Below are 17,241 nucleotides of genomic sequence, written 5' to 3' on the forward strand. Positions count from 1 at the left end.
CCCGTCAGCGGTCGATGGAGCCGAACACGATGTCGAGCGTGGCGATGATGGAGGCCACGTCCGCCAGCATGTGCCCGCGCGAGAGGTGGTCGATCGCCTGGAGGTGCAGGTAGTCGGCGCAGCGGATCTTGACCCGGTAGGGGCGGTTGGTGCCGTCGGCCACGAGATAGACGCCGAACTCGCCCTTGGGCGCCTCGACGGCGGCATAGACCTCGCCCGCAGGGACGTGGAAGCCCTCGGTGTAGAGCTTGAAGTGGTGGATGAGGGCCTCCATGGAGGTCTTCATCTCGCCGCGGGTGGGGGGGGTGAGCTTGCCGCGGGCCAACACGTCGCCGTGCTCCACGCGCAGCCTGGCGATGGCCTGGCGGATGATCTTCGTGCTCTCGCGCATCTCCGCCATGCGGCAGAGGAAGCGGTCGTAATTGTCGCCGTTGCGGCCGACGGGAATCTGGAAGTCGAACTCGTCGTAGCACTCGTAGGGCTGGGAGCGGCGCAGGTCCCAAGGCAGACCCGAGGCGCGCGCCATGACGCCCGACAGGCCCCAGTCCTGCACGTCCTTTTCGGTGACGACCGCGATGTCGACGTTGCGCTGCTTGAAGATGCGGTTCTCGGTCAGGAGACCGTCGATGTCGTCGAGCACGGACGGAAAGCGGTCGGCCCAGGCCTCGATGTCGTCGAGAAGGTCGGGGGGCAGGTCCTGATGGACGCCGCCGGGGCGGAAGTAGTTGGCGTGCATCCGCGCGCCCGAGGCGCGCTCGTAGAACTCGAAGAGCTTCTCGCGCTCCTCGAAGCCCCAGAGGGGCGGGGTGAGCGCGCCCACGTCCATCGCCCAGGTGGTGACGTTGAGCAGGTGGTTCAGGATGCGCGTGATTTCGGAATAAAGGACGCGGATCAGCGAGGCGCGGCGCGGCACCTCGACCCCCGTGAGCTTCTCGATGGCGAGGCACCACATGTGCTCCATCGCCATGGGCGAGCAGTAGTCGAGCCGGTCGAAATAGGGCAGCGACTGGAGATAGGTGCGCGTCTCGGTCAGCTTTTCGGTGCCGCGGTGCAGCAGGCCGATATGGGGATCGCAGCGCTCGACGATCTCGCCGTCGAGCTCGAGCACGAGGCGCAGCACCCCGTGGGCGGCCGGGTGCTGAGGCCCGAAATTGATGTTGAAGTTGCGGATGCGCTGCTCGGCGGTCAGCGCGTCGCCGAAGCCGTCCTGCGTCCTGGGGTCGCCGTCCATGATGCGCCCATCCTTTCGGTTGCTCAGCCGCCCCGCGCCTTCTCGTCGCCCGGCAGGAGCGAGGGGTCGGCATGGGCGCCGCCCTCCCACGGGGACAGGAAGTCGAACAGGCGGTATTCCTGCGACAGCTTGACCGGCTCGTAGAGCACGCGCTTGCTCACCTCGTCGTAGCGGACCTCCACATAGCCGGTGGTGGGGAAGTCCTTGCGCAGGGGATGGCCGCGGAACCCGTAATCGGTGAGGATCCGCCGCAGGTCCGGGTGGCCCGCGAACACGATCCCGAACATGTCGAACACCTCGCGCTCGAACCAGTTGGCGCCGGGGAAGATCCCGGTGATGGTGGGCACCATCTCGTCCTCGCCCGCCTGGAGCTTGAGGCGGATGCGGTGGTTCCGGTACATGCTGAGCAGGTGATAGACCACGTCGAAGCGCCGCTCGCGCGCCGGCCAGTCCACGGCCGTCACGTCCACGATGGTCGAGAACAGGCAGGCCGAATCGTGGCGCAGGAACGACACGACATCGGCGATCGCCTCGCGCTCGACCTCCACGGTCAGCTCGCCCACGGCGACGCGCCAGCCGAGGACGGCGCGGCCGAGGCGCGCCTCGATGTGGCGGCCCAGCGTCTCGAGCGGGTGGGGCGCCTCGGTCGCGGCGGCGGTCTCGGCGGTGTCGGTGTCGGCCATCGGATTCCCTCGGGCGCGCGTCAGCGGACGATGGTGCCGGTGCGGCGGATCTTCCGCTGGAGCTGGAGGATGCCGTAGAGCAGCGCCTCGGCGGTGGGGGGGCAGCCGGGCACATAGACGTCCACGGGCACGATGCGGTCGCAGCCGCGCACCACCGAGTAGGAGAAGTGGTAGTAGCCGCCCCCGTTGGCGCAGGAGCCCATGGAGATGACGTAGCGCGGCTCCGGCATCTGGTCGTAGATCTTGCGGAAGGCGGGCGCCATCTTGTTGGTCAGCGTGCCCGCCACGATGATGAGGTCGGACTGGCGGGGCGAGGCGCGCGGGGCCGTGCCGAACCGCTCGAGGTCGTAGCGCGGCATGGAGGTATGCATCATCTCGACCGCGCAGCAGGCGAGGCCGAAGGTCATCCAGTGGAGCGATCCGGTGCGGGCCCAGTTGATGACGTCCGCGGTCGAGGTCACGAGGAAGCCGCGGTCGGCGAGGTCGGCGTTCATGCGCGCCACCGTCGCCTCGCGGTCGGGGCCGGCGGTGTAGAGACCGGTCTGCACCCCCTCGACCGGGGTGCCGCCCGTCTGCGGGCCGCCCTGCACGAGGCTGCCCAGGCGGCCGGGCTCGAGCCCGGCGAGGGTGACGCGGTTGCGGGTGTCGTCCTCGGTCACTGCCATTCGAGCGCGCCCTTCTTCCATTCGTAGATGAAGCCGATGGTGAGCACCGCGAGGAAGATCATCATCGACCAGAAGGCGGCGAGGCTGAGTTCCCCGAAGGCCACGGCCCAGGGGAACAGGAAGGCCACCTCGAGATCGAAGATAATGAACAGGATCGACACGAGGTAGAACCTCACGTCGAATTTCATGCGCGCGTCGTCGAAGGCGTTGAAGCCGCATTCGTAGGCGGAGACCTTTTCGGGGTCGGGGTTGCGGATGGCGATGACCCAGGCGGCCAGCATCAGGATCGCGCCGAGCGCCACCGCGAGGCCGAGAAAGATCAGGATAGGCAGGTAGTCCCTGAGCAGCCCTTCGGTCACGCGCGCCTCCGTGGGGGGAGGGACGCGGGCGCGCCCCCGGCCTGCGTCCTAGCGCCGCCCCGGAGGGAGGTCAACGCGGGCGGGGCCGGGGAGGGGCCGCGCGGGACGTCGTGCCGCAGGAACGCCGCGGCCCCGCCCGCGTTGGGGCGCGGGCAGCCGAAGGAAGCGGGCATGGAGGACGGGTCGGGCAGGGACCGGGCGCGCGGTGCCGCGGCCGGCGAGGGCGAGCGGGATTCGGGTCCGGCGATGCGGCGCGGGCTGATGGGCCGCTGCCCGCGCTGCGGCGAGGGGCGTCTTTTTGCGGGATTCCTGCGCGTGGCGCCCCGCTGCGACGCCTGCGGCGAGGACCTGGGCGAGTTCCGGGCCGCGGACGGGCCGGCCTTTGCGACGATCAGCGTCGTGGCGCTGCTGCTCATCCCGATCCTGGGCTGGAGCTTCGTGGTCCTGCGGCCCGATCCCCTGACGCTGAGCCTGATCGTGTCGGCGGCGGTCACGGTCCTGTCCCTGGTCGTGCTGCGGCTGACCAAGGGGATGTGGGTCGGCTATCTGTGGGCGATGGACGAGCGCGACCGGGGGGCGTGAGGGGCCTACTCCTCCTTGGCGGGGGACCAGAGCACCGCCTCGGCGATCTCGAGCGAGTTGCCGGCGGGGTCGCGGAAGTAGAGCGACCGGCCGCCCTTGGGCCAGGCGATCTCCTGCTCGATCGCCACCCCGGCCCGGCCGAGGCGGTCGCGCCAGGCCTCGATCCCGTCGGGCTCGGCGGCAAAGCAGGTGTGGCCGGGGCCGCGCGCGCCGTGGGGCGGGATGGGCAGCGCGCCGGGCTCGGGGCCCCGTTCCGTCACCTCGGGGCGGAAGACCAGGAACACGCCGGGGCCGCAGCGGAAGAAGACGTGGCGGTCCCCCTCGCGCCGGATCTCCTCGAGGCCGATCACGTCGCGGTAGAAGGCCTGCGCGGCGTCGAGGTCGTCCACGTAGATGGCGGTCTCCAGGACATGGGCGGGGCTGGGCATGATCCTCTCCGGCGCGACTCCTCGGCCGGAAGGTGGCGCGGGCTGTGGCGCGGTCAACCGGCCGGAGGGGCCGGCTCCTCGTGGCGCAGGCGCGCCGCGGGGAACACGCCCATCAGGCGCAAGGTCTCGGAGAAGTAGCGCAGCTCCTCGAGGGCGCGGGCCAGCGGCGGATCATCGGGATGGCCCTCCACCTCGGCGTAGAACTGGGCAGCCTGGAATCGGCCGCCGACGAGGTAGCTCTCGAGCTTGGTGACGTTGACGCCGTTGGTGGCGAAGCCGCCCAGCGCCTTGTAGAGCGCAGCCGGAATGTTGCGGACGCGGAAGACGAGGCTGGTCATCATGCCCAGCGTGCCGCGGCGCGACAGGTCGGCCTCGCGGGCCATCACGAGAAAGCGCGTGGTGTTGCCCGCCTGATCCTCCACCCCGCGCGCGAGGACCTGCAGGCCGTAGGCGCCGGCCGCGATCTCGGAGGCGAGCGCCGCCTCGGCCGGATCGGCAAGGCGCGCCACCTCGGCCGCGCCGGCGGCGTTGTCCGACCAGGCCAGGGTCGCATAGCCGCGCTCGCGCACGAAGCGCCGGGCCTGGCCGAGCAGGATGGCCATGCCGCGCACGCGGCGCACCGTCTCGAGCGTGGCGCCGGGCGGCGCCAGAAGCGCGATGCGGACGGGCAGGAACACCTCGTCCACGATGAACAGGCCGCTGTCGGGCAGGAGCTGGTGGACGTCGGCGACGCGCCCGTAGGTGGAGTTCTCCACCGCGATCATGCCGAGATCGGCCGCCCCCGAGCGGACGGCCGCGATCGCGTCCTCGAAGCCGGGACAGGGCAGCGGATCGTGGCCGGGCCGCGCGAGGCGGCAGGCCTCGTGGCCGTAGGCGCCGATCTCTCCCTGGAACGCGATCCTCGGCATGCCCCCCCCTCATCGCCGGCAACGGCGTGGCTCATGATGCCGCACCCGTCCGCACCCGGCCGGCCTACACCTTGCGGAGGATCGCCGGAAGCGAATACATGGGCGGCGACATGGCAGGGGACGGCTAGGGCGCGACATGTTCGACACGATGACTATCACCAAGATCGTGGGCGGCTTCTGCGGCACGCTGCTGGTCTTCCTTCTGGGCGCGTGGCTGGCGGAGAGCATCTTCCACCCGCATGTCGCCTACCATGACGGCGAACGGGTCCAGGGCTTCATCATCGAGGTCGCCGAGGAGGAGACCGGTCCGGTCGAGGAGGTCTCGGAAGAGGAGCTGATCGCGCAGTTCCAGGAGGCCTTCGCGGCGGCCGATCCGGCCGCGGGCGAGCGCGAGTTCCGTCCCTGCGCCGCCTGCCACAGCCTTGTCGCCGGAGAGAACCGGACGGGCCCCTATCTGGCCGGCGTGGTCGGCCGGGAGGTGGATACGGCGCAGGGTTTCAACTATTCGGGCGCGCTCGAACGGGTGGTCGATGTCTGGACCCCCGAACACCTGAACTTCTTCATCGAGAATCCCTCGGGCTACACGCCCGGCACCTCGATGAACTTCCGCGGCATCCGGGACCTGCAGGCGCGGGCGAACCTGATCGCCTATCTGGCCACGATCCAGTAGGGTCCGCCTCGCTCCCGGCCGATGGCGGAGCCCTGCCGTCCGCGGCCCGGCGTCACGGGCTTCTCACGCAATCTCGGCTTGAAATGGCACGGCGGGCGGCCTTTAGCTGAGCCGACCCCGCGGCTGCGGGGTGTTGGCCTGTGCCCAGGAGAACCGGGATGATCCGACCTCACCGCCCCCCGATTCGAGCCGCCGCTCTCGACGCCACCGCGCTCGGCCGGGCCGGCGCGTCGGTCCTCGGGCTTGCGGCGCTTCTGGCCGCGACGGCGCTGCCCGCCCAGGAGGCGAACCCGTCCGCGGAGCCCGACCCGGCCGGAGAGGTGACGGTGTCGCACGGCTACACCTTCTTCGGGAACCTGACCTATCCGGCCGATTTCGAGCATCTGGCCTATGTGAACCCCGACGCGCCGAAGGGCGGCGAGATCGCCACCTGGGCGCAGGGGACGTTCGACAGCTTCAACAACTTCACGCTGCTGGGCAACCCGGCCGCCCTGGCCACGGTCGGGCTCGAAACGCTGATGACGGGAGTGGCGGACGACCCCACGGATCTCTACTGCCTCGTCTGCGAGACGATCGAGTATCCCGCGTCGCTCGACTGGGTGATCTTCAACCTGCGTCCCGAGGCGCGCTTTGCCGACGGCTCGGCCCTGACGGCGCATGACGTGGCCTTTTCGCACGAGCTGTTCATGGAGCAGGGCCTGGCCTCGTTCCGCGCAGCCTTCGGCGCCCAGATCGCCGGGGTCGAGGTGCTGGACGACCACCGCATCCGCTTCGACTTCGCCCCGGAGGCGCCCGTGCGCGACCGCGTGGGCCTGGCGGGCGGCATCCCGATCCTGTCGAAGGCGTGGTTCGAGGAGACCGGCCGCCGCCTGGACGAGATGTGGACGGAGCCGGCGCTGGGCTCCGGTCCCTATGTGCTGGGCAGCGTGGACATGGGCCGCCGGGTGGTGTGGCAGCGCGATCCCGACTGGTGGGGCGCGGACCTGCCCATCAACCGCGGGCGGGCGAATTTCGACCGCATCCGGGTGGAGTACTTCGCCGATGCCGGTGTCGCGCTCGAGGCGTTCAAGGCGGGCGAATACACCTTCCGGATCGAGAATTCGTCGCTCCAGTGGGCGACGGGCTACGATTTCCCGGCGCTCCAGCAGGGATGGGTGGTGAAGGCCGAACTGCCTTCGGGCAATCTCGGCTCGGGCCAGAGCTTCGTCTTCAACCTGCGCCGGCCGACCTTCCAGGACCCGCGCGTGCGCGAGGCGATCGGCCTGATGTTCAACTTCGAATGGTCGAACGCCACGCTGTTCTACGACAGCTACGTGCGCACGACCTCGTTCTGGGACAACAGCGACCTCAAGGCCGAGGGCGTGCCCACGGAGGGCGAACGGGCGATCCTGGAGCCGCTGGTGGCCGAGGGGCTGCTGGATCCGTCCATCCTGACGGAGGAGGCCGTGATGCCCCCCGTCTCCTCGCCCGAGCGCGAGATCGACCGGGCCAACCTGCGCCGTGCGGCCGCGCTGCTGGACGAGGCGGGCTGGGAGATCGGACAGGACGGGCTGCGCCGCAAGGACGGGCAGGTGCTGTCGGTCGTCTTCCTGGAATCCTCCCCCGCCTTCGAGCGGGTGATCCTGCCTTACGTGAACAACCTGCGCCGTCTGGGGGTGGATGCCCGCCTCGACATGGTGGACCCCGCGCAGGAGACGCGCCGGCGCGACGAGGCCGATTTCGACATGGCCACCCAGCAGTTCAACCAGGACTGGGAGCCCTCGACCGGCCTGCGGCAATGGTTCGGCACCGAGGGCGCCGACGAGTCCAACCGCAACCTCATGGGCCTCAAGAGCGAGGCCGTGGACCGGCTGATCGACGTGGTCGTGGCCGCCGACGAGGAGGAGGAGATGAAGACGGCCGTGCGCGCGCTCGACCGCGTGCTGCGCGCCGAGCGGTTCTGGGTGCCGCAATGGTACAAGGACACGCACTGGGTCGCCTATTACGACATGTTCCGCCATCCCGATCCGCTGCCACCCTTCTCGCTGGGCCATCTCGACTTCTGGTGGTTCGACGCGGACCGCGCGGCCGAGCTGCGCGCGGCCGGCGTGCTGCGCCGCTAGGGGCCCGCGTTCGGTGGGCGCCTATATCCTCCGACGCCTCCTGCTCGTGATCCCGACGCTGTTCGGGATCATGGTGGTCAACTTCACGCTGACGCAGTTCGTCCCCGGCGGACCGATCGAGCAGATCATCGCCCAGATCGAGGGGCGCGGCGACGTGTTCCAGACCATCGCGGGCGGAGGCGGCGAGGCGCAGGTCGCGACGGAGGCGAACCCGACGGGCTATGCCGGCGCCCGCGGCCTTCCGCCCGAGTTCATCCGCCAGCTCGAGATCCAGTTCGGCTTCGACAAGCCCCCGCTCGAGCGCTTTCTCGAGATGATGTGGAACTACGTGCGGTTCGATTTCGGCGAATCGTGGTTCCGCTCGCGCTCGGTCGTCGATCTGGTGATCGAGAAGATGCCCGTCTCGATCACGCTGGGGCTGTGGTCCACGCTGATCGCCTATCTGGTCTCGATCCCCCTCGGCATCCGCAAGGCGGTGCGCGACGGCACCCCCTTCGACACCTGGACCTCGGGCGCCATCATCATCGGCTATGCGATCCCCGGCTTCCTGTTCGCGATCCTGCTGATCGTGCTGTTCGCCGGCGGCAGCTACTGGCGGATCTTTCCCCTGCGCGGCCTGACGAGCGAGAACTGGGAGGACCTGACGCTGATCGGCAAGGTGCTCGACTATCTGTGGCACATCACGCTGCCGGTTCTCGCCTCCACCATCTCGGCCTTCGCGACGCTGACGCTGCTGACGAAGAACAGCTTTCTCGACGAGATCAAGAAGCAGTACGTGATGACGGCGCGCGCCAAGGGCCTGTCGGAGCGGCGCGTCCTCTACGGTCACGTCTTCCGCAACGCGATGCTGATCGTGATCGCGGGCTTTCCGGGGCTGTTCATCGGGGTGTTCTTCGGCGGCAGCCTGATCATCGAGACGCTGTTTTCGCTCGACGGGCTGGGGCGGCTCGGCTTCGAGGCGGCGGTGGCGCGGGACTATCCGGTGGTGTTCGGCACGCTGTTCGCCTTCTCGCTCATGGGTCTGATCGTCGGCATCCTGTCGGACCTGACCTATGTGCTCGTGGACCCGCGGATCGACTTCGCGAGCCGGGGGTGAGGGGATGAACGACGCCAAGCCCATCCGCCCGCCCGTCGCCGAGGCCCTGCCCGCGGCCGATGCCTCTGCGCTCGATCCGGGCTCGGTCCTGCCCGAGCCGATGCCGGGCGCGGCGCCTGCCCCCGTCCTGCCCGGCGATACCGGCCCGCCCCCCGCCCCGCCGCCCGTCCGGCGCGCCTGGCTGTCGCCGCTCAACCAGCGGCGCTGGCGCAACTTCCGCCGCAACCGGCGGGCGTTCTGGAGCCTCGTGATCTTCTCGATCCTGTTCGGCGTCTCGCTGTTCGCGGAGTTCATCGCCAACGACAAGCCCATCCTCGTGAACTTCCGCGGGGAGTGGCGGATGCCGGTTCTGACCTATTACTCGGAGGCCGATTTCGGGGGCGACCTGCCGCTGCCGGCGCGATACCGCGACGAGGAGCTGCAATGCCTGATCCTCACCGGCGGGGTGGAGGATTGCTTCTACGAGCCGCTCGAGACGATCGCGGCGGCGCAGGCCGGCACGCTCGACGATCCGAACTTCGAGCCCGGCTGGATGCTGTGGCCGCCGATCCCCTTCAGCTACGACACGATCGTGGACCGGCCCGGCGTCGCGCCCTCTCCGCCCGACTCGGTGAACTGGCTGGGCACGGACGACACCAAGCGCGACGTTCTGGCGCGCGTGATCTACGGGTTCCGCCTGTCGGTGATGTTCGCTCTGATCGTGACGACCTGCGCCTCGGTCATCGGGATCGTGGCCGGGGCGATCCAGGGCTATTTCGGCGGCTGGATCGACCTGATCTTCCAGCGGATCATCGAGATCTGGACGGGCACCCCGAACCTCTACGTCATCATCATCGTGTTCGCCATCCTGGGGCGGTCCTTCTGGCTTCTGGTGTTCCTGACGGTGCTGTTCGGCTGGCCGGCGCTGGTGGGCGTGGTGCGGGCCGAGTTCCTGCGCGCGCGCAACTTCGAATATGTCCGGGCGGCACGCGCGCTGGGCGTGTCCAACTGGACGATCATGTTCCGGCACCTTCTGCCCAATGCGATGGTGGCCACGGTCACGATGCTGCCCTTCCTCGTCACGGGCGCGATCGCGACGCTGGCGGGGCTCGACTTCCTGGGCTACGGCCTGCCCTCCTCCGCCCCCTCGCTGGGAGAGCTGTCGCTGCAGGCCAAGCAGAACCTGCATGCGCCCTGGCTGGGCTTCACCGCCTTCTTCACCTTCGCCATCATGCTCGCGCTCCTCGTGTTCATCTTCGAGGGCGTGCGCGACGCCTTCGACCCGCGGAAGACGTTCCGGTGACGGCGCCGCTTCTGGAGGTCCGGGACCTGCGCGTGCGCTTCCGCCAGGAGGGCGGCGCCGTGGAGGCGGTGCGCGGCGTCTCCTTCGATCTGCGGGAAGGCGAGACGCTCGCTCTCGTGGGCGAGTCGGGATCGGGCAAGTCGGTGACGGCGCTCTCCACCGTCCGGCTGCTCGGGGACAATGCCGACCTGACGGGGTCGGTGCGGTTCCGCGGCCGCGACATGCTCTCGGCCGGCGAACGCGAGCTGATGCGCGTGCGAGGCAACGACATCAGCTTCATCTTCCAGGAGCCGATGACCTCGCTCAACCCGCTGCACACGCTGGAGCGGCAGATCCGGGAGTCGCTGGAGCTGCATCAGGGCCTGCGGGGCGAGGCGGCGCGGCGGCGCATCGTGGAGCTTCTGACGCGCGTCGGCATCCGCGAGCCCGAATCGCGGCTGGCCTCCTATCCCCATCAGCTCTCGGGCGGCCAACGCCAGCGGGTGATGATCGCCATGGCGCTGGCCAACGGACCGGACCTGCTGATCGCCGACGAGCCCACGACCGCACTCGACGTGACGATCCAGGCGCAGATCCTGGATCTGCTTGCCGACCTCAAGCGCACCGAACGGCTGTCGATGCTGTTCATCACCCACGATCTGGGGATCGTGCGGCAGATCGCGGACCGCGTCTGCGTCATGCAGGGCGGGCTGATCGTCGAGCAGGGCCCCGCGCGCGAGATCTTCGGCCGGCCCCGCCACCCCTATACGCGCAAGCTGCTGTCGGCCGAACAGGCGGGGCTGCCCGCTCCCGTTCCCGCGGATGCGCCGACCGTGGCCGAGGCGCGCAACCTGCGCATCTGGTTTCCGATCCAGCGCGGCCTGCTGCGGCGCACCGTGGGCCATGTCCGGGCCGTCAACGACGCCACGCTGTCGGTGCGCGCAGGCGAGACGGTCGGCATCGTGGGCGAATCCGGTTCGGGCAAGACCACGCTGGCGCTGGCGCTGATGCGGCTTCTGCCCAAGACGGACGGACGGATCGTCTTCATGGGCCGCGACATCGGCGAGCTGCCCCAGCGTGCGTTGCGGCCGCTGCGGCGCGAGATGCAGATCGTGTTCCAGGACCCGTTCGGCTCGCTTTCGCCGCGGATGACGGCCGGGGAGATCATCGCCGAGGGTCTGGGCGTGCACGGCGTCGAGAAGGGGCGCGACCGGCGCGGGATGGTGGCCGAGATCATGGCCGAGGTGGGCCTGGACCCGGCGACCATGGACCGCTACCCGCACGAGTTCTCGGGCGGCCAGCGCCAGCGCATCGCCATCGCGCGCGCGCTGATCCTGCGGCCGCGGCTGATCGTGCTCGACGAGCCCACCAGCGCGCTGGACATGACGGTGCAGGTGCAGATCGTGGAGCTGCTGCGTGCTCTCCAGCGGCGGCACGGTCTCGCCTATCTGTTCATCTCGCACGACCTCAAGGTGGTGCGGGCGCTCGCGCATCGCGTGCTGGTGATGCGGGACGGCGACGTGGTCGAGGAGGGGGACACGGCCAGCGTGTTCCGCGCGCCGCGCACGGCCTATACGCGCGAGCTGATGCGCGCGGCCTTTCCCGAGGCCGCGGCCTGACCGCCTACGATCCCCTCCCGCCGCGACGGTTCCTGTGATAGGCTCGGGGACGCGAACGCCCCGGCAGAGGGCCGTCGCGCAGGGGCCCGTCGAGGCCCGTCGGGAGGAGAATCCATGTCCATCGCCTTGCACCCGTTGATCGACAACGGTCTGCCTGCGGAATCGCCGGATTTCGCGGGAGGAACCCTGGTCTGCGCCTGCTCGGAACGCCCGGTGCGTGTCCGCGTGGAAGGCCCCGTCGCCCACAACCATGCCTGCGGCTGCACCAAGTGCTGGAAGCCCGAGGGCGCGATGTTCTCGATCGTCGCCGTCGCGCCCAGCGACAAGGTCTCCGTCCTGGAGAACGGCGACAAGCTCGAGGTCGTGGACGAGACCGCCCTCATCCGTCGGCATCGCTGCACCGGCTGCGGCGTGCACCTCTACGGTCCGGTGGAACGGGCGCATCCCTTCCAGGGGCTCAGCTTCGTCCATCCCGAGCGGTTCGACACGCCCGGCTGGATGCGTCCGGCCTTTGCCGCCTTTGTCTCCTCGGTGATCGAGGCAGGGGTGCCGCCCGACCAGATGGATGCCGTGCGCACCCGCCTGCGCGAGGTGGGGCTCGAGCCCTACGACTGCCTGTCTCCGGCGCTGATGGACTACATCGCGACCTGGACCGTGCAGCACCGCGAGCCCGCGCCGCAGGCTGCCTGACCGACCGGTCGGCGCCGCTTCTGCCGGACGTTCCTCCGCGCTAGGATCGGTGCGGGACCGACAGCACAGGAGCCACGGCATGGAGCGGATCGCGGAATGGACCTCCCATGGGGGGCGGCAGATCGTGTGCACCCACCGGTCCGAGGCGACGGGGGGCGACATGACCTTTGCCGTGTTCCTGCCCCCTGCGGCGGAGCGGGGCCGCTGTCCGGTGCTGTGGTATCTGTCCGGCCTGACCTGCACCCATGCCAATGTCATGGAGAAGGGCGAGTATCGCCGCGCCGCGGCCGAAGCCGGGCTGATCGTCGTGTGTCCCGACACGTCCCCCCGCGGCGACGCGCCGGACGACGAGGCCTACGATCTGGGCCAGGGCGCGGGCTTCTATCTGGACGCGACGCAGCCGCCCTGGGCGGGCCGCTATGCCATGCGCCGCTATGTGGCGGAGGAGCTGGCAGAGCTGGTCCGCGCCTCCTTTCCCGTGGATGCCGACCGGCAGGGCATCACCGGCCATTCGATGGGAGGTCACGGGGCGCTGACCCTGGCGCTGACCCTGCCGGGGCGGTTCAGGTCGGTATCGGCCTTCGCCCCGATCGTCGCCCCGAGCCAGGTTCCCTGGGGGCAGAAGGCCTTTTCTGCCTATCTCGGCCCCGACCGGGGGACCTGGCGCCGGCACGATGCCGTCGCCCTGATCGAGGACGGAGCGCGGCTGCCGGACCTTCTCGTGGACCAGGGCGAGGCGGATGCGTTCCTCGAGCGCGAGTTGCGGCCCCATCTGCTCCGGCACGCCTGCGAGGCGGCGGGCATTCCGCTGACGCTGCGGATGCAGCCGGGTTATGACCATTCCTACTATTTCGTCTCGACCTTCATGGCCGATCACGTCGCCTGGCATGCCGAACGGCTGCGCGCCTGAGAGGGTGCCGATCACCACCTTGTGATCGGCGCGGGGCAACCGGCCGGGCTGCTGCCGCGTGTGTGATGATCGGTGCGCGCAAGGAGGCTCGCCATGATCGAACTGGTCTTTGTCGCCTGCCTGAGCGCCTCGCCGGAGATCTGCGAGCGGCGTTCCCTGCTGTTTGTGGACATCTCGCTCGTCAGCTGCGCCATGGCGGCCCAGCCCGAACTGGTCCGCTGGACCGAGACCCATCCGGGCTGGCAGGTCCGCCGCTGGACCTGCCGCGTGGCCACCGGCGAGCGCGAGATCTGACCGCTCCGCTCCGCCCCGCGGCCCGTTCGCGGACCCGATGGACAGGCCCTTTCGGGAGAGGTTTGATGCATCCGTCCGTCCGGGGAGGAGACAGGATGATCCGATCGCTGATTCTGGGCGCTGCGCTGGTCCTGACGGCCGAAGGAGCACGGGCCGAGACCGGCTTTGATCTGGTGTTCCGCACGGGCACGCTCGACGGCTTCGAGGAAGGCGACAGCCTTCTCTACCGCAACTCCGAGGAGCCGGAGGGCGACTGGTCCCGTCTGGCGGTGGCGCTGATCGCCGGCGACGGCGCCGTGGTGCAGGGCCTGACCGACGAGGGGGCCGTGCGCCCCTTGGGGCGGTTCCCCGCCGGTGTGGGCAATCCCATCGCCATGGTCTTTCTGGAGCGCACGGTGCGCATCATTGCCGAGCGGTCCGGTGGCAGCCCGTTCTACATCCGCAACAGGATGCGCGATGCGCTGGCGCTGCCCGATGCCGGCGATCCCGCGACGGTGGAATGGAACGGCGCCCCGGTCGCAGCGACCGTGGTGACGCTGGAGCCCTTCCGGACCGATCCGAACCGGGACCGTCTGGGCGTCTTCGCCGACCTGACCATCCGCATCGTCCTGTCCGATGCGGTGCCCGGCTGGTACCATTCGCTGGAGGCGCATACCCCTGCGGGCGCGGACGGCGCCTACGAGGCGAGCCTGCGCCTCGAGGAGGTCGAGTCGTGACGCGCCGCAGGGACTTCGGACTTCCCGGCCTGGTGGCGCTGGCGCTCGCGCTGCCCGCAGCCGCGCAGGACGGGGCGCAGGTCCTGAACGACTACCCGACGGCGGCGCGGGCCGACTACGTGTTCGCCTGCATGGCGGTGAACGGCGGCACCCGGCAGGCACTCGAACAATGTTCCTGCTCCATCGACCATATCGCCACAATCCTGCCCTATGAGCGGTACGTCGAGGCGGAGGCGGTCCTGGCCCTCCAGCAGACGAGCGGCGAGCGCTCGACGCTGTTTCGCGACAACGCCTTGGTCCGCAGCCTGGTCGCCGACCTGCGGCGGGCCCAGGCCGAAGCGGAGATGCTCTGCTTTCTCTAGGCCGGGCCGTCCCGGTTCAGGAGCCGCTCGAAGATGTGGCCTTCCGTGTCCTCGACCCGCACGCGGAAGGCCGGCGCGCCGTTGTCGGCGAAGCGGAACCGGAAGACGGGATTCTCCGAGATGGAGATGCCGCCCGTCAGGGTGAAGAGGCGGTCCTCGCCCTGCCACACCTCCAGACGCTCGATGTAGTGGGGCGGGATCCAGTACTGGGTCACCTGATCGCGCTGCAGGCCGGAATACTGGGGATGGCGGATCATGATCTGGGCTTCGGCCCGGCCATCCGCGCCCCGGCCAAACTCGCGCAGGCGCATCTCGCCCAGGCTGGCCAGCACTTCGGCGGGCGACCGTGTGGCCGGCGCCGAACATCCTCCCGACGCCTTCACGAAGGCACCGGTCATGATCGGCTCCCCCTCGGCCGGAAAGGCGACCGCGCGCACGTTGGAATAGGCGTCCACGCGCAGACGCAGCTCGAAATCGAGTGGCGACATGGCCTCGCCGAAGGTGATCTCGGCCGCGATGGGCACCGGATTCTCGTCCACGACCAGCGTGACGGCCTCGATGCGGGGGGCATCGGCGGGCTGCACAAGGCGAACGGGCACGGTCGCCGCATCCTCGGCGCGGACCGGCGCCTCGAGCTGCAGGGCGGAGCCGGCCGGGAGAGCCGTGGCCTCGCCCAGGACATGCCCGGCGAGATCGTCCCACGCAGCGCTCTCGACGAGCGGATTGGGTGGTTCCTCCGCCAGGGCGCCGAGCGGAAGCGACAGCAGGCAGACGGCGGCGAAGGACAGGCGGAGCATGGGAAACTCCCTTGCGGGCCGGAGAATGTCGCGATCAGGATAGCACAGACAAGGCCCGAAGCGAAGTCCGCCGGGAGATGGCCGGGATGTTCGATGTCCTGCTGACGCTCTGCCTTCTCGATCAGCCCGGACTGTGCGCGGATCGCACCATCCCCACGGCTGCCGCCACCTGCCCGGAGGCGCTCGCGGCGGCGGCGGAGCGGATCGAGGGATGGAGGGCGCGGCATGCCGTCTCCGCGATCCGGTGCGGGTCCATGGTCGTGCCCCCCCTGCCCTTCGAGGAAGTGCTGCCCGGTCTTCATGTCCATCGCGCGGCGGTCGCGCTGGCCGATCCGGCCAACGGGGGCACGATCGGCAACATCGCCTTCGTGGTGGGGGAAAGCGGCGTGGCCGTGATCGATTCGGGCGGCAGCCGCGCGGCCGGCGAGGCGGTGGTGGCCGCGGTGCGCGCCGTCACGGATCGGCCGATCCGGCTCGTGGTACTGACCCATGCCCATCCGGATCACGTCTTCGGCGCCACCGCCCTGGCGGATGCCGGGGCGACGATCTGGGCGCATCACGCGCTGCCCGAGGTGCTGGCGCTGCGCATGGGACCGTTCGAGGCGCAGGGCCTGCGCCAGATCGGCGCGGACTTCGTCGGAACCGAGGCTCCGCGGGTGGACCATGCGGTGCAGGACTCGGCGGCGGTCGATGCGGGAGGACGGGCGCTCGAGCTGCGGGCCTGGCCCGTGGCCCATAGCGGCGCGGACCTGACGGTCCTCGACCCCGCCACCGCCACGCTGCTGGCGGGCGATCTGGTGTTCGACCGGCACCTCCCGACGCTCGACGGTTCGCTTCGGGGGTGGCAGCGGGTTCTTGAGGACCTGCAGGGGCTGGCCGCCGAATGGGTGGTGCCGGGCCATGGCGGCCCACTGCTGCCCTGGCCGGAGGGCCTGGAGCCGACCGCGCGCTATCTGGCGCGCCTGGAGGCGGATGTGCGCGAACTGATCGCCGGGGGAGCCACCCTGTCGGAGGCGGCGGCCCGGGCGGCAGAAGCCGAGCGTGGGGCGTGGCTGCTCTTCGACGAGCACAATCCGCGCAACGCGACCGTCGCCTATACCGAACTCGAATGGGAGTAGCGCCGCCCCTCAGCGCGCATGGGGCAGGATCATCTGGGCCACCGCATAGGCGTGCTGCTCCAGGAGGACCGGGCTCTCGCACACATAAGTGAGCGCGCGGTCACGGTCCGCAAACAGCCGCGTGCGCCAGTCGAGACCCTCCTCCACCTCGTCCATCCGGTCGAAATCCGGCTCCGCCGCGGCTTCGAGGCTGCGCATCTCGGCGCGCAGATCCTCGATCTCCCGGGCGAGCCGGGCCTGGTTTCGGGCATAGCGGACGATCCCGCCGATGATGCGCGCACGCTCGCGGTCGATTCGCTCGAAGGCGATGCGGAACACTTCGCCCCAGGCCTCGGGGGTCAGGTCGGAATGCCGGGCGGCGGCCTCCTCCACCAGGGCGCGCATCTCCTCCTCGGACAGGCGCCGCAGGGCGAGTTGCGCGCCAAGAGCGGCCAGGTCCGGGCTCAGCGCGGGCGGCTCCTCCGCGAGGGGCAGAGGCCACATCACCGCAAGCGACAGGTGGTCGACGCGCCGTTGGATGCAGGGCCAGTCGGGATCACCCGAGCCCGCAGCTCCGGCCGGAGCCGCGAGAGCCAGCATCCCCAGGGCAGCGGCTGCGCCGCGAAGGGACCGGGAGAGAGGCAGTGACAGGGCGGCCATGGCGGATCACACGATTTGACAGACGCTTTATCAACTATAAGATGAGGTCTGCAAAGATGGGCAAAAGCCGGCCAACGGCTCGCCATCGGGGAGGATCCTATTTCATGCGGA

20 protein-coding genes are annotated in these 17,241 nt (G+C 69.9%); 12 read left to right on the forward strand and 8 right to left on the reverse strand.

What is annotated here, in order from left to right:
• Positions 1 to 4: 4 nt before the first annotated feature.
• From GT358_RS03140 to GT358_RS03155, 4 genes are all read right to left on the reverse strand, one after another.
• Positions 5 to 1,231, reverse strand: a complete 1,227-nt coding sequence (locus tag GT358_RS03140; protein ID WP_166581134.1) for an NADH-quinone oxidoreductase subunit D — start codon at positions 1,229 to 1,231, stop codon at positions 5 to 7.
• Positions 1,232 to 1,254: 23 nt separating this feature from the next.
• Positions 1,255 to 1,914 (reverse strand): NADH-quinone oxidoreductase subunit C, encoded by a 660-nt coding sequence (locus GT358_RS03145; protein WP_166581135.1) that lies wholly within the window; start codon positions 1,912 to 1,914, stop codon positions 1,255 to 1,257.
• A gap of 20 nt (positions 1,915 to 1,934) precedes the next feature.
• A complete protein-coding gene (locus tag GT358_RS03150) occupies positions 1,935 to 2,408 on the reverse strand; it encodes an NADH-quinone oxidoreductase subunit B family protein (protein ID WP_166581153.1) in 474 nt (157 codons plus the stop codon).
• 161 nt (positions 2,409 to 2,569) lie between these two features.
• Positions 2,570 to 2,938, reverse strand: coding sequence for an NADH-quinone oxidoreductase subunit A (locus GT358_RS03155; protein ID WP_371416206.1), 369 nt, complete (start codon positions 2,936 to 2,938; stop codon positions 2,570 to 2,572).
• 171 nt (positions 2,939 to 3,109) lie between these two features.
• On the opposite strand from GT358_RS03155, the gene GT358_RS03160 reads away from it, so the two are divergent.
• Positions 3,110 to 3,520, forward strand: a complete 411-nt coding sequence (locus GT358_RS03160; protein ID WP_166581136.1) for a DUF983 domain-containing protein — start codon at positions 3,110 to 3,112, stop codon at positions 3,518 to 3,520.
• A 5-nt stretch (positions 3,521 to 3,525) separates the two neighbouring features.
• Here GT358_RS03160 and GT358_RS03165 read toward each other — a convergent pair whose 3' ends face one another.
• On the reverse strand, positions 3,526 to 3,948 hold the full coding sequence (locus tag GT358_RS03165; RefSeq protein WP_166581137.1) for a VOC family protein: 423 nt from the start codon (positions 3,946 to 3,948) through the stop codon (positions 3,526 to 3,528).
• A 53-nt stretch (positions 3,949 to 4,001) separates the two neighbouring features.
• Entirely contained in the window at positions 4,002 to 4,856 is an 855-nt protein-coding gene (locus tag GT358_RS03170; protein WP_166581138.1) for a prephenate dehydratase, read from the reverse strand.
• A gap of 136 nt (positions 4,857 to 4,992) precedes the next feature.
• On the opposite strand from GT358_RS03170, the gene GT358_RS03175 reads away from it, so the two are divergent.
• The 10 genes from GT358_RS03175 (at position 4,993) to GT358_RS03220 (ending at position 14,576) form a co-directional block, all read left to right on the forward strand.
• Complete coding sequence (locus GT358_RS03175) at positions 4,993 to 5,526, forward strand: cytochrome c family protein (protein WP_166581139.1); 534 nt, start codon at positions 4,993 to 4,995, stop codon at positions 5,524 to 5,526.
• A gap of 158 nt (positions 5,527 to 5,684) precedes the next feature.
• On the forward strand, positions 5,685 to 7,628 hold the full coding sequence (locus GT358_RS03180) for an extracellular solute-binding protein (RefSeq protein WP_166581140.1): 1,944 nt from the start codon (positions 5,685 to 5,687) through the stop codon (positions 7,626 to 7,628).
• Positions 7,629 to 7,641: 13 nt separating this feature from the next.
• Positions 7,642 to 8,724: a microcin C ABC transporter permease YejB gene (locus tag GT358_RS03185; protein WP_166581141.1), complete on the forward strand. Its 1,083-nt coding sequence runs from the start codon at positions 7,642 to 7,644 to the stop codon at positions 8,722 to 8,724.
• 100 nt (positions 8,725 to 8,824) lie between these two features.
• Positions 8,825 to 10,006, forward strand: coding sequence for an ABC transporter permease (locus tag GT358_RS16595; protein ID WP_166581155.1), 1,182 nt, complete (start codon positions 8,825 to 8,827; stop codon positions 10,004 to 10,006).
• Complete coding sequence (locus GT358_RS16600) at positions 10,003 to 11,604, forward strand: ABC transporter ATP-binding protein (protein ID WP_166581142.1); 1,602 nt, start codon at positions 10,003 to 10,005, stop codon at positions 11,602 to 11,604. Before GT358_RS16595 ends, GT358_RS16600 begins: the two co-directional genes overlap by 4 nt.
• 114 nt (positions 11,605 to 11,718) lie before the next feature.
• A complete protein-coding gene (gfa, locus tag GT358_RS03200) occupies positions 11,719 to 12,294 on the forward strand; it encodes an S-(hydroxymethyl)glutathione synthase (protein WP_166581143.1) in 576 nt (191 codons plus the stop codon).
• Between the two features lie 79 nt (positions 12,295 to 12,373).
• Positions 12,374 to 13,204 carry an S-formylglutathione hydrolase gene (gene fghA / locus GT358_RS03205; protein ID WP_166581144.1) on the forward strand — a complete coding sequence of 277 codons (831 nt, stop codon included), beginning with the start codon at positions 12,374 to 12,376 and terminating at the stop codon, positions 13,202 to 13,204.
• A gap of 93 nt (positions 13,205 to 13,297) precedes the next feature.
• Positions 13,298 to 13,498, forward strand: coding sequence for a hypothetical protein (locus tag GT358_RS03210; protein WP_166581145.1), 201 nt, complete (start codon positions 13,298 to 13,300; stop codon positions 13,496 to 13,498).
• A 95-nt stretch (positions 13,499 to 13,593) separates the two neighbouring features.
• Positions 13,594 to 14,214, forward strand: a complete 621-nt coding sequence (locus GT358_RS03215) for a hypothetical protein (protein WP_166581146.1) — start codon at positions 13,594 to 13,596, stop codon at positions 14,212 to 14,214.
• A complete protein-coding gene (locus tag GT358_RS03220; RefSeq protein WP_371416207.1) occupies positions 14,211 to 14,576 on the forward strand; it encodes a hypothetical protein in 366 nt (121 codons plus the stop codon). Before GT358_RS03215 ends, GT358_RS03220 begins: the two co-directional genes overlap by 4 nt.
• Here the strand turns inward: GT358_RS03220 and GT358_RS03225 are convergent.
• Positions 14,573 to 15,373, reverse strand: coding sequence for a quinoprotein dehydrogenase-associated SoxYZ-like carrier (locus GT358_RS03225; RefSeq protein WP_166581147.1), 801 nt, complete (start codon positions 15,371 to 15,373; stop codon positions 14,573 to 14,575). The two genes, GT358_RS03220 and GT358_RS03225, sit on opposite strands and share 4 nt — an antisense overlap.
• An 86-nt stretch (positions 15,374 to 15,459) precedes the next feature.
• Here GT358_RS03225 and GT358_RS03230 point away from each other — a divergent pair, with 86 nt between their 5' ends.
• The gene (locus tag GT358_RS03230; RefSeq protein WP_166581148.1) at positions 15,460 to 16,491 is read left to right on the forward strand and encodes a quinoprotein relay system zinc metallohydrolase 2; all 1,032 of its coding nucleotides are present in this window, start codon (positions 15,460 to 15,462) and stop codon (positions 16,489 to 16,491) included.
• Positions 16,492 to 16,500: 9 nt separating this feature from the next.
• Here the strand turns inward: GT358_RS03230 and GT358_RS03235 are convergent, their stop codons facing one another.
• Positions 16,501 to 17,130 (reverse strand): hypothetical protein, encoded by a 630-nt coding sequence (locus GT358_RS03235; RefSeq protein ID WP_243730693.1) that lies wholly within the window; start codon positions 17,128 to 17,130, stop codon positions 16,501 to 16,503.
• Positions 17,131 to 17,241 lie beyond the last annotated feature (111 nt).

It is taken from the genome of Rubellimicrobium sp. CFH 75288, from assembly GCF_009904055.1.
Classification (GTDB): Bacteria; Pseudomonadota; Alphaproteobacteria; order Rhodobacterales; family Rhodobacteraceae; genus Rubellimicrobium.

Bases quoted from the DNA above. Each gene is read 5' to 3' on its own strand.
- GT358_RS16595 (WP_166581155.1), top strand. From the start codon at position 8,825: ATGCCGGGCGCGGCGCCTGCCCCCGTCCTGCCCGGCGATACCGGCCCG.
- GT358_RS03140 (WP_166581134.1), bottom strand. From the start codon at position 1,231: ATGGACGGCGACCCCAGGACGCAGGACGGCTTCGGCGACGCGCTGACC.
- GT358_RS03235 (WP_243730693.1), bottom strand. From the start codon at position 17,130: ATGGCCGCCCTGTCACTGCCTCTCTCCCGGTCCCTTCGCGGCGCAGCC.
- GT358_RS03215 (WP_166581146.1), top strand. From the start codon at position 13,594: ATGATCCGATCGCTGATTCTGGGCGCTGCGCTGGTCCTGACGGCCGAA.
- GT358_RS03230 (WP_166581148.1), top strand. From the start codon at position 15,460: ATGTTCGATGTCCTGCTGACGCTCTGCCTTCTCGATCAGCCCGGACTG.
- GT358_RS03225 (WP_166581147.1), bottom strand. From the start codon at position 15,373: ATGCTCCGCCTGTCCTTCGCCGCCGTCTGCCTGCTGTCGCTTCCGCTC.
- fghA (WP_166581144.1), top strand. From the start codon at position 12,374: ATGGAGCGGATCGCGGAATGGACCTCCCATGGGGGGCGGCAGATCGTG.
- GT358_RS03150 (WP_166581153.1), bottom strand. From the start codon at position 2,408: ATGAACGCCGACCTCGCCGACCGCGGCTTCCTCGTGACCTCGACCGCG.
- GT358_RS03175 (WP_166581139.1), top strand. From the start codon at position 4,993: ATGTTCGACACGATGACTATCACCAAGATCGTGGGCGGCTTCTGCGGC.
- GT358_RS03145 (WP_166581135.1), bottom strand. From the start codon at position 1,914: ATGGCCGACACCGACACCGCCGAGACCGCCGCCGCGACCGAGGCGCCC.
- gfa (WP_166581143.1), top strand. From the start codon at position 11,719: ATGTCCATCGCCTTGCACCCGTTGATCGACAACGGTCTGCCTGCGGAA.
- GT358_RS03170 (WP_166581138.1), bottom strand. From the start codon at position 4,856: ATGCCGAGGATCGCGTTCCAGGGAGAGATCGGCGCCTACGGCCACGAG.
- GT358_RS03180 (WP_166581140.1), top strand. From the start codon at position 5,685: ATGATCCGACCTCACCGCCCCCCGATTCGAGCCGCCGCTCTCGACGCC.
- GT358_RS03210 (WP_166581145.1), top strand. From the start codon at position 13,298: ATGATCGAACTGGTCTTTGTCGCCTGCCTGAGCGCCTCGCCGGAGATC.
- GT358_RS03165 (WP_166581137.1), bottom strand. From the start codon at position 3,948: ATGCCCAGCCCCGCCCATGTCCTGGAGACCGCCATCTACGTGGACGAC.
- GT358_RS03160 (WP_166581136.1), top strand. From the start codon at position 3,110: ATGGAGGACGGGTCGGGCAGGGACCGGGCGCGCGGTGCCGCGGCCGGC.